Annotated in this window: 7 protein-coding genes and 2 pseudogenes; 5 read left to right on the top strand and 4 right to left on the bottom strand. The window is 63.1% G+C overall.

The annotated features are described in order from the left end of the window. Positions 1 to 74: 74 nt before the first annotated feature. A pseudogene (locus tag BST44_RS28045) lies at positions 75 to 875 on the bottom strand (IS30 family transposase); the annotation flags it as partial. Between the two features lie 169 nt (positions 876 to 1,044). Here BST44_RS28045 and BST44_RS28050 point away from each other — a divergent pair. Next, positions 1,045 to 1,722, top strand: a complete 678-nt coding sequence (locus tag BST44_RS28050; protein WP_174814221.1) for a hypothetical protein — start codon at positions 1,045 to 1,047, stop codon at positions 1,720 to 1,722. A 159-nt stretch (positions 1,723 to 1,881) separates the two neighbouring features. Here the strand turns inward: BST44_RS28050 and BST44_RS28055 are convergent, their stop codons facing one another. Next, entirely contained in the window at positions 1,882 to 2,481 is a 600-nt protein-coding gene (locus BST44_RS28055) for a TetR family transcriptional regulator (RefSeq protein ID WP_033717415.1), read from the bottom strand. 428 nt (positions 2,482 to 2,909) lie between these two features. Here BST44_RS28055 and BST44_RS28060 point away from each other — a divergent pair, with 428 nt between their 5' ends. Next, positions 2,910 to 3,512 carry a TetR/AcrR family transcriptional regulator gene (locus tag BST44_RS28060; protein WP_088295654.1) on the top strand — a complete coding sequence of 201 codons (603 nt, stop codon included), beginning with the start codon at positions 2,910 to 2,912 and terminating at the stop codon, positions 3,510 to 3,512. An 84-nt stretch (positions 3,513 to 3,596) separates the two neighbouring features. Then, positions 3,597 to 4,043 carry a DUF6188 family protein gene (locus tag BST44_RS28065; protein ID WP_007172201.1) on the top strand — a complete coding sequence of 149 codons (447 nt, stop codon included), beginning with the start codon at positions 3,597 to 3,599 and terminating at the stop codon, positions 4,041 to 4,043. A 114-nt stretch (positions 4,044 to 4,157) separates the two neighbouring features. Here BST44_RS28065 and BST44_RS28070 read toward each other — a convergent pair whose 3' ends face one another. Continuing rightward, positions 4,158 to 5,054, bottom strand: a complete 897-nt coding sequence (locus tag BST44_RS28070) for an alpha/beta fold hydrolase (RefSeq protein ID WP_033717417.1) — start codon at positions 5,052 to 5,054, stop codon at positions 4,158 to 4,160. Beyond that, entirely contained in the window at positions 5,051 to 8,137 is a 3,087-nt protein-coding gene (locus BST44_RS28075; RefSeq protein ID WP_170945430.1) for an MMPL/RND family transporter, read from the bottom strand. Before BST44_RS28075 ends, BST44_RS28070 begins: the two co-directional genes overlap by 4 nt. Before the next feature lie 804 nt (positions 8,138 to 8,941). Between BST44_RS28075 and BST44_RS28080 the strand changes: the two genes are divergently transcribed. Then, complete coding sequence (locus BST44_RS28080) at positions 8,942 to 9,583, top strand: TetR/AcrR family transcriptional regulator (RefSeq protein ID WP_007172204.1); 642 nt, start codon at positions 8,942 to 8,944, stop codon at positions 9,581 to 9,583. 245 nt (positions 9,584 to 9,828) lie between these two features. Beyond that, positions 9,829 to 9,985, top strand: a pseudogene (locus tag BST44_RS29910) (DUF5078 domain-containing protein); the annotation flags it as partial. Positions 9,986 to 10,111: the final 126 nt, after the last annotated feature.

Here is a 10,111-nt window from a genome sequence, read left to right on the forward strand (position 1 = left end):
CTTCGTTACGCTGCTGCGACAGCACAACGGCGCAGGTCTCTCACCTCCGCTCGGTCACACAGCGCCTCGTGGCGCACGAGGTCACCTTCCCAATGCCCCGGCTGGCTGCGGTCGGCGGGAGCGAATGGCCGCTGATGGATCGACAACATCGGCTGGGCGAACCTCGGACGCCGCCGACCCGGCCGCTGGTGCGCGCGGCGATGGGTCCTGCCAGTGCGCAACGGACCCCGGTGTGACGACCTGACCTGTGGCGGCCGTATCAAGCGCGAATGGGGTTGGTACACAGCCCGGTAGATGCTTTCGTGGCACAACCACATCAATCGGTCCTCGGGGTATTCGCGCCGCAAGTGTCGGGCGATCTGCTGCGGGCTCCACCGTTGAGCGAGGAGCTCGGCGATCAGGTCACACAGGGCGGGATTCTTGTCGACCCGCCGCTGGTGACGACGCGCTCTGCGCTGAACCGCCCAGCGGTGGGCTTCAAACGGCCGGTACTGGCCGTCGCGGCGGCTGTTGCGGCGCAACTCCCTCGATACGGTCGATGGTGCCCGGCCAAGCGTGGTGGCGATCTGCCGAACACCCATGCCCGTGCGGCGCAGATCGGCGATGCCGATCCGCTCCTCTTCGGATAGATAGCGATCGCTGATCTGGCGCACAGCCAAACGATCGAGTGCGGGCACGAATCCCACGGCCTCGCCACGCCGATAGGTTTTGTACCCCCTTGCCCAATTGTTTGCTGCGGTACGGGACACACCGACTTCACGACCCGCCGCCAAGATGGACCAGCCCCGGGCGCGCAGCTCCGTAAATCGCTCACGCTTGGCGGACTGTGGCCGTCGGCCCGGGCCTTTTTTCACGCGACGCGACGATGACAACACAACCTCCAGAACCTAGAGAAGTGTTGCGACCGCCCCTAGAAACCACCCGGGGACACGGGGTCAGTTTTCAGACGACGCCGACACCGGGGCAGCACGCATTCGCCGCCAGGTGTGCGTCGCACTGGAATTCCTCGCTTGGCTCGAGACCCGGGGACGCACCCTCGCCACCATGGACCAAGCAGACATCGACAACTGGTTGGCCCACGGCACCTGGCGACACCGAGAGATCCGGCCCTTCCTGCACTGGACAACTCAGCGTCGCATCACCCACGGCGCCTCCGCGCCGGCCAACCGACCCAGCCCGCCCTCGGTGTTCATCGACGAAGCCACGCACCTCGAGCAACTCCGCCGATGCCTCAACGACAACACCATTGACATCGATGTGCGCGCCAGTGGTGCGCTCATCCTGCTGTACGGAATCACCACCATGCGAGTACTCGGGTTACGACAGAACCAGATACACACCCAGGACGGCCACACCTACCTCACCCTGCGCGACCACGAAATGGTGCTGCCTCCTAAGCTCGCCCAACTGCTCGCACAACTGCCGCGTCCAACCCGGCGCTCGACCCTGCCCGAACCCTCAACACCGGACCGGCTCCTGTTTCCCGGACGAACACCAGACCGCCCAGTCAACTCGGGCGTGTTCGGCAAGCGACTCAAACATAGCGGCCTGACAATCCGAGGCGGTCGCAACACCGGCCTCATCACAATGGCAGCCGAGTTACCGGGCGCAGTTCTGGCCGACCTACTCGCCATCGATATCGTCACCGCGACCCGCTGGGCGGCATATGCCAAACGCGACTGGAATCAGTATCTTGCCACCCGAAAAGCGGGCTCTACCTAGCAATTGCGCCTGCCCCACTAGGGTTAGCCCATTTGATCACCGGTGGTTGCCGTTACAAATATGGTGTGGGGTTTCGGGTTACCGGCCGGGTCCTCCGGGCTGTGGACGTGGCAACGGCCGCGGCTGCCGCCGAGCGCGATGGTTCATCGCGGTCCGCGATTAGTCGAATCCGGCTAGTGTGATTCTCAAGGCTTGTTCCAGTTGAATGTGGAGCGGTGGACTCGTTTTGGTGTCCGTGCTAAGCCAGCGCCGAAGTATGAATTGTGCAGTGGCCAAACCCGTGTGGACCAGCAGCGAGGGGCGGATGTCGGTCACCGCGTCGACGTCCATATGCGTAGCGACCAGTTCGATGAGCCGGTGGTTATCGTTCTCGCTGATCAGCGCCGATTCGCCCAGTAGGTGGGGGGCGGTCCGGATGGCTTCTCGCCAGTATTGCAGATTCTGATTTGCTTTGTCCCAAGCGGTTTCGATAAGCAGACGCATCAGAGTTTCGGTTGCTGATGCATCGGACGGCTGGGCGCGGTAGGACGCAACGATTTCGGCGACCGTTTGCCGGACGGGTGCGACAAGCAGGTCTTCCTTGGTGGGTGCGTAGCGGAAGTAGGTACTGATCGAGATTCCGGCCGCGGCCGCGATGTCCTCGGTTGTCACGGCAGCGAATCCGCGTTCGGCGAAAAGCTGGTGTGCGGTGTTCTGGATCTCGGAGATCAACTCGGCGCGGCGTCGGTCCCGTAACGAGCGGATGTTTGCTGACGGCATGCCATCACCTTCGTCAATGTGACATTCCAACTGCATTATGAGCTATGGTACGAACAGTAGCGTAGCGAAACCGAAAGTACTGGGGGTATTTCCTTGCCGGTGTCGCAGCGTCGGGTGCCGTGGGTTGCGTGGGGAATTGCGGCTACCCGCATGAGTATTCGCTGCCGAGTGCGCCCGGAAGCGTCCGCCGATCGGGTCCGCGTTTCGCACCGCGGTCTGGACGGCACAGCTTCAGTACCCACTCATGGCTGTGTCACCAGTACGCTCGTGCTAGCCCCGTTTACCGCACTCGCGGCTCTTGCAGTTGCGCTTGCGGCTGCACGCATATCCAACGGTCTGCAAAGACATCGTCTTCCCCGAAGGGGGATTTGAGGAATGTCATCCCGCCACCTCCTCGTCGAAAGGTCTATCCCCGAAGTGAAGTCGTAGTGTCGGTTGACGTACCGTTCCGCGCGGCGCCAGATTCCGAGACCGGTACCGGGGGCAGCACCGCAATCCTCGATGCTGCCCGAGCGGTCGCAACGGCGGGCGGTTTCAAGGCCGTGCGTCTCAAGACGGTGGCCAAGCAAGCTGGCATCACTGTCGGGTCACTGTATGACCATTTCGCGTCGAAGACCGACCTGCTGGTGACGCTGCTCGCCCGTGAGTTCGAGCGGGTGAATCAGGAACGCGACTGGAGCACGTGCGCCGCTTCCCCGAGTGACCGACTGGGATCGTTGACAGCGCGGCTCCACGACGAGTGGCAGCAAAACCTGCAGCTCACCGAGGCCGTGGTTCGGGCATTCGTTATGGCGGGCACAGACGAAGCCTTGACAGTGCAACACGCCGCCGACGTCGTCGAAAGCATGCTGGCGCGCACGGTTGGTGGGCCGACGCAGGGAGCTTGCGAGCGACAGATCGCCGGAGTCATCGCAGATATCTGGCTGGCCAATCTAATGGCTTTCGTCGTCGGACGGGCGACAGCAGCGGAGGCGCGCGAGCGCATTGATCGAGGTCTGCAGCGCATTCTTGCTGCGTGGAACGCGAGCTAGAGCGCATAGCAATACTAATAGTATCGGTGCGCTACTAGCGGTAGCATAGGTAGGTGACTCGCCGGTGCGTCGAAGGGAGTTGTTATGTACACGCAATGGATCGAGCAGTGCACCGTGCAACGAGTCTCGCTGCACGAAGGGCTGGTAGTCGACCTGGACGATCACAACCAGCTGGTGATTTCCCGACCGATGCGGCTGACCCTCCCTCCGGCAGCAGGCTGGCCTGAGGAAGAAGTGTTGATCGACCCTATCAATCTTTCGGCCGAGGAGCGGCCACTGTTGGACCTGGCCGGAGCGATCTGCACGCGTGCCTGGTGCGACGACGACGGTGCGCTGCATCTGTGTTTCTCCCGCGGCCACCGCATCGATGTCGACCCGGATGCGGCGGCGACTTCGTGGGAGCTCTATGGCAAGTGCCACGGCTACATGGCGTGTCTGCCGCGGGGTCGAGTCCGGGTGATTCGGCACGACCTTCCTGTTGACGAGAATGACTTAGACGCAACACAATCAGTGGCCATGGCGCATCAGTAGCCGCGCGCCTGGCGACAGGACGGCACAAGCGCCGAAGGCGTGCGAACGATAGATCGAGCCATCTCGATGGGTGTCCGACGTGTCAGCCGGGGCGGGTGCAGGTTCGCTGGATGCTTACGTCGGGGTCCTTGTGGTGCGGTCGAGGAAGTCGGTGACCGCGGCGGTAAACGCGTCGTTGTTGTCGCCGGCAACCATGTGACCGGTGCCGGTGACGTCCGTCGTTTCGGCGTGCGGGACGAGCTGGAGGAATTCGTTGACGGTTTCCTGGGAGACTACGTCTGACAGTGCGCCGCGTACTAACAGCGTTGGGGCCGTGATTCGACGTGCTCCTTCGGCGAGAAATCCGCTGATGGCGTCGAACTCCTCGCTGCCTGTCATGAGATTGCCTTGCAGGACATCGAAGTTGGAGCTGATGAACGCTGGGTCCCAGCGCCAGATCCATCGTCCGTCGCTACGTTGCCGCAGGACCTTGTGCAGGCCGTCGAGATTTTCGGGTCGCGCGCGCCGGGGGTTGTATTCGGCGATGATGTCGGCGGCGTCATTGAGTGAGCCGAATCCGTCGGGGTGGGCGGCCATGAATGACACGACGCGACGGGCTCCATGAAATTCGATCCGCGGGGTGATGTCGACCAGGACAACGGCTGCCCAGAGGTCGGGTGGGGCCAGCAGATGGGTAGCGAGGATGATCAGCCCACCCAGCGACGCGCCGACGACGGCGGGGGGACTGTCGGCGCTGACGTGTCCTCGTACCGAGATCAGATCGGATACGAACCGTTCGACGTCGTATTGTCCGATCGGGTCCCAGTCGCTGTCGCCGTGACCTCGTGTGTCGTAGGCGACGACGGTGTAGCCGTGGGAATGGAGTCGACGAGCGGTGGTGGCCCACGCGTGACGGTTCTGACCGCCGCCATGGAGGAGCAGCACGACGGGGCGAGTCGCGGCGTGCCGGTAGCAGTCGGCCACGAGAGTGATCCCGTCGCTGGTGCGGATGCGCTCCTGGCTAATTGTCATGTGGTCCGATGTGGTCGGCCGTTGTGAGTCAGGGGTTTCCGTTGCGGCCACCAGCTCGCTTCGCGCAGCAGTGTGGCGATCGCGGGAACCGTGAGCGTGCGAACGACGAAGGTATCCAGAAGTAGGCCGCAGCCAATGATGAACCCGGCTTGGATCATGATCGCGATGGAGCCGACGATCAGGCCGAACATGCTGGCGGCGAAGATGAGCCCGGCCGAAGTGATGACTGAGCCGGTATTTGCGACGGTTCGCAGGACGCCGACGCGAATGTTGTGGGTCGATTCTTCGCGTAGTCGCGAGATGAGCAGCATGTTGTAGTCGGCGCCGACGGCCACCAGGATTATGAACGCTAGAAGCGGTACGGGCCAGGCGATTTCCTTGCCGAGGCCATATTGAAAGACGAGGGTTCCCAGTCCGAGCGCGGCGCCGTAGTTGAGCACGACGGTACCCAACAGGTAGAGCGGGGCGACCAGGGCGCGCAGCAATACGACCAAGATGAGGCCGACGATGACGAGGGTCGCAAAGGCCAGCTGATGAAAGTCGGCGGAAAGCAGGCGTTGGATGTCGGAGTTGACGGCGGGGAATCCGGCCATCGACACCGTGGCGTTGGCCAGCGAGGTGTTGGGTCGTGCGGCATCGGCGATCTCGGTGATTTTGTGGGCGAGGTTCATCGCGTCGCTGCTGTAGGGGTCGTAACTGGATTCGATGGCGAAACGCGCGGTTTTGCCGTCGGGCGACAGGAAATGCTTTGCGACGTCGGCGAATTGGCGGTTCTCGAAGGCATTGGTGGGAAGGTAGAAGCCGCTGGCGTTGTCTGAGCCGGCGGTGGTTCGTGCGGAATTCTGCAGTTGGGTGGCGATTTGGCTCATGCCCGACAGCATTTCGATGTTGCTGTCGGCCAGGGTGTGCACGCCGGTGGCGAGGGCCTGTGCGCCGGAGGCGAGTTGGCTGATGCCGCTTTGGAGGCGGCGGATGTTGCCGGCCAGGTCGGCAGGGTCGCCGAGTGCTCCGAAAGCCTTGTCCAGCGACGTGATTGCGTTTTGGACGTCGGCCACGGTGCCGGCCGCGGTGTCGCTGCCGGGCTGGTACAGGTCGCCGAGGTTGGCAAGCTGGTTGAAGAAGCCGGTATGGCGCAGGGTCACCAGGATCTGCACCTGGTCGCGGAGTTGGGCGCATTCCGGTGTGGTCGCACACCATGGGGAGGTGTTGAGCGCACCGACGAGCGGGTCGATGGCGGCGATTGCGTTTTGGGCTTGGTCGGCTTGCTGACGCAGCCCCGGACCGGTTCGGATGGCTTGGTCGACGGCAGGGGCGGTAGCCGAAAGCTGCTGTAGCAGCGGACGGAACCGCTGGACTTGGGATCCACTCGACTGGGCCTGAGTGAGGATCCCGGTCAACGGTGTCAACGCGGTGCGCAAGGTGGTGTCCAGTTGCGCGAGACCGCCGGCGAGTTGGTCGGCGCCGTGGGTGAGTTTGGCCAGGTCATCCTTATGGGCGTCTCCCTTGGCGACCGCGCCGGCCATCTTGTTACCGATCTGGCCGTTTTGCCACGACAGTTGAGCCTGGTCCAGGCGTGCGCCCGTGGGCCGGGTGACACCGGAGACCTTGGTGACACCAGGCAGTTGCGAGACCCGAGACGCCATTTCATCCAGGTCGGCCAGGGCCTTGCTGGTGCGCATATCAGTGGGCGATTCAACCAGCATGAATTCGGTGATGATGACGTCCTTGCGAAAGTGGCGGTCCAGCAGGTGATACCCCTCATTGCTGGCGGTGGTCGCCGGCTGTCCTTGGCGATCGTCGTAGCTGATGTGCATAGTCAGCGCGACGGCCGCCAGGCCTAGCACCAGGGCCAGACTGGCGACCAGCAGTGGAACGGGTCGACGCACCACGGCCACGGCGATCCAGTTCCAGTAGCGGCGTGTGCGGTCGGCCTTGGGTTCACCGATGCCGCGTTTGGCCGCCAGCGCCAACACCGGGGGAAATAAAGTCACCGTGGCCGCAAACCCGACAAAGACGGCGATTGCGCACGCGGGACCCAACGCGGCGAACACGCTCAACTTCGCGAACACCATGGCCAGAAACGCAAACGCCACGGTGGCGGCCGAAGCCAAAATCACGCGCCCGATGGTGGCGGTCGCGTTGATCACCGACAGATCCGGCGGGACGTTTTGGCGTCGCTGCTCGTGATATCGACTGATCAAGAACACCGAATAATCGGTGCCGGCACCCAGCAAGATCACCGTCATGAAGGCGATGGTGAACTGCGACACCGGCATGCCCGATTCGCCCAACGCTGATAGCACTCCGCGCCCCACCGCCAGGCTCACGCCGATGACCAGCAGCGGCAGCAAGGCGGTAAACACCGACCGATACACGACCAGCAAAATCATCGCGATCAGGCCTACTGTCGCGACCGAGATGACAACCAAATCCTCTTCGGCCGAAGCGATTTGATCGCGGAAGGTGGCCGGGGGCCCGGTGACGCGAACATCGGTGGGTGAGCCGCTGAATGCCTGGGCGGCGATCGTGCGGACCGCCTGGACCGATTCGGCAGCTTTGAGATCGCCCAGCGTTCCGGCCACTCCCACCGGCACATACCAGGCTTTGCCGTCTTGGCTGACTGCCTGGCTTGCGGTGACTGGGTCGGCCAACAAGTCTTGAACCAAGCGCACATGCTCCGAATCGGCACGCAACCGGGAAATCATCGCGTTGTAGCGTCCGCGCACCGGCGCAGTCAGGCCCGCCGGATCCTCCATCGCGACAAATATCGTCGTCTTGGATCCCTGCTCGCCGAAGGCCGCGCCCATGCGGTCTACCGTCTGAAGCGATGGCGCATCGCGCGGTATGAGATTCACTGACTGCTGTCTAACAACGGTTTCCAGCTGCGGGAACAGCACCGCCAGGGCAGCGGCGCTCACCACCCACATGCCGATGATCAGCACCTTATGTCGGATACTGAAACCCGCCAAGCGCGCTAGCCGATCGCTGTACGCGCCCTCACCGGCCGCAACCTTTTGAAGTCGCTCCCGAACAGGGCGACTCAAGGTCGCCACGCCCGAAGAGACCCACCCGTTGTCTGCCATCCCCCGCCCCGCTACTTCGAAAGAAATCAACGGTATCGCAACAGTACTACCAGTACCCTTCTACCTGCCCGGCGAAACCGCCACCGGTGTCCGAAGCTCTCTGATCGCCGCCGCGCAACCAGCCGCTTCAGGCGGTGACCAACGCGCCGTCGACGGTCCAGCATGTCCGGTACAGCGACACGTGATCCCTTTGCGCACAGGCGGTTTGACAATGACGATGCACCGACTCCGAAACAGTGACCGCTTCATGAACGGCGCAGGCGAAATCCCAGCCGGGAGATCAACCTGATCGGCTCGTCGCGCACGTGGTCATACATTTCCCGGTTCATCAACTCGTCGTCCAAGTAGGAGCAGGAGCGAGGAGGGTAGTGACGGGGACGAACGCGGCCGCGGTCATCAACCGGCGGCTGTCGGTGTAGGCGCCGAGTGATACCGCGGCGGACCAGCCTGAAATCGCGAACCCCCCGCGCCCACACATGCGTCTTGGTTAGCCCAAGCGGCACATTCATCGCCGACCAGCCCCGCCCGTCTGTGCGATTCCCCCTCGCGCCCGCCGGCAGAGTTCGTTCGTCCGCCACACGAACCGGCCTGTGGTGGCCGCGCCCTGGAGCTGCTCAACCAGGGATCGTCCGACCCGCTGCCCGATCATGCGTCCTCCTTCGCCCCACAGACCCTTACAGACAAGTGTACTAGTGGTATCGCTACGCTACTAGTAGTAGCGTAGCCGTCTAGGGGTCGAATCAATCGACCGATGCAGCCGCGATTCGGTGCCGGCCAGCTACGCGCGAGGTTTACGGTGACTACATGGAGCGCGACACCCTGGAATTCCCGGTCGACGACGATGATGACGTCGACCCGCGCCTGTTGCGCTCACGAACCCGGCTATTGGATGCGGCCACCAAACTCCTGAGCGCCGGCGGCATCGAAGCCGTCACCATCGACGCGGTCACCAAAGCCTCCAAAGTCGCGCGCACGACCCTGTATCGCCACTTCAGCAGCTCCACTCAACTGCTTGCCGCCACATTTGAAAGGCTGCTGCCGCAGGTCCACCCTGCACCGGAGACGGGATCGTTGCGCGACCAACTCATCGAACTGTTGAGCCGACAGGCCACGCTGTTCCAGGAGGCACCGCTGCACGTCACCACCCTGGCCTGGGTCGCGCTTGGCCGCACACCAAACGGCACCCAGGAAACCCACGACCGGCACGCGCTGCGCACACGGATCATCGACCAGTATCGCCAGCCATTCGATGCCCTGTTGCAAAGCCCCGAAGCCCGCGCCGACCTCGACGATTTCGACCCGGAGCTCATCCTGTGTCAACTCGTCGGGCCAGTGGCGTTTGCCCGACTCACCGGGCTGCGTGCCATCGATCGTCAAGACTGTGAGCGCATCGTCGATGACTTCCTCGCCGCGCACCGCCGCAAGGCCGATGAGCCCGCATCGTAGGCCACCGTCCGCAAACCCCTCTTTCCGCAGCAGCCGCTTCACTTTGTCCTCCAAGACTTCAGGACTTCATGCTCGACGGTGAGGTCTTTGATGGTTTCCCTATAGACCAACCGCCAACGTCACCAGCGGGCCTATGTCGCCGAAGTGTCTTCTGGTGCGGGGTGCAGCAGAAAGTAGGCGTTTAGGTCGATGTCTTAGCGACCGTCGGGCGCTATTGAGAAAGGTGCGTTGGATGTTGCAAAACTCGCGTGTTCTCCGAGGCTGTCTACGGCGATCCGCTTTGGTTCGCGTGGCCCAATCACATGAAGATCTTCTGCAACAACAAGGGCGTTGTCGCCAAGTCCACCCACGTGTGCAACAACTACCTTCCCCGGGGAAATGTCGGTCTGGAACTGGAGCTAACCCCGCCCTAGTCCCGCCGCGGTCGGGACTGCATGCACCTCAGCAATGCCTTAGTAGTGCGGTGAGGCCGCCGGGAACCGGTCGGTGGTCGCCGACTGCGGGTCATCTTGCCGGGGCAGCAGGTAG

The sequence above is a fragment of the Mycobacterium scrofulaceum genome, assembly GCF_002086735.1.
GTDB classification, from domain to species: Bacteria; Actinomycetota; Actinomycetes; order Mycobacteriales; family Mycobacteriaceae; genus Mycobacterium; species Mycobacterium scrofulaceum.

Bases quoted from the DNA above. Each gene is read 5' to 3' on its own strand.
- BST44_RS28050 (WP_174814221.1), top strand. From the start codon at position 1,045: ATGGACCAAGCAGACATCGACAACTGGTTGGCCCACGGCACCTGGCGA.
- BST44_RS28055 (WP_033717415.1), bottom strand. From the start codon at position 2,481: ATGCCGTCAGCAAACATCCGCTCGTTACGGGACCGACGCCGCGCCGAG.
- BST44_RS28065 (WP_007172201.1), top strand. From the start codon at position 3,597: ATGTACACGCAATGGATCGAGCAGTGCACCGTGCAACGAGTCTCGCTG.
- BST44_RS28070 (WP_033717417.1), bottom strand. From the start codon at position 5,054: ATGACAATTAGCCAGGAGCGCATCCGCACCAGCGACGGGATCACTCTC.
- BST44_RS28075 (WP_170945430.1), bottom strand. From the start codon at position 8,137: ATGGCAGACAACGGGTGGGTCTCTTCGGGCGTGGCGACCTTGAGTCGC.
- BST44_RS28080 (WP_007172204.1), top strand. From the start codon at position 8,942: ATGGAGCGCGACACCCTGGAATTCCCGGTCGACGACGATGATGACGTC.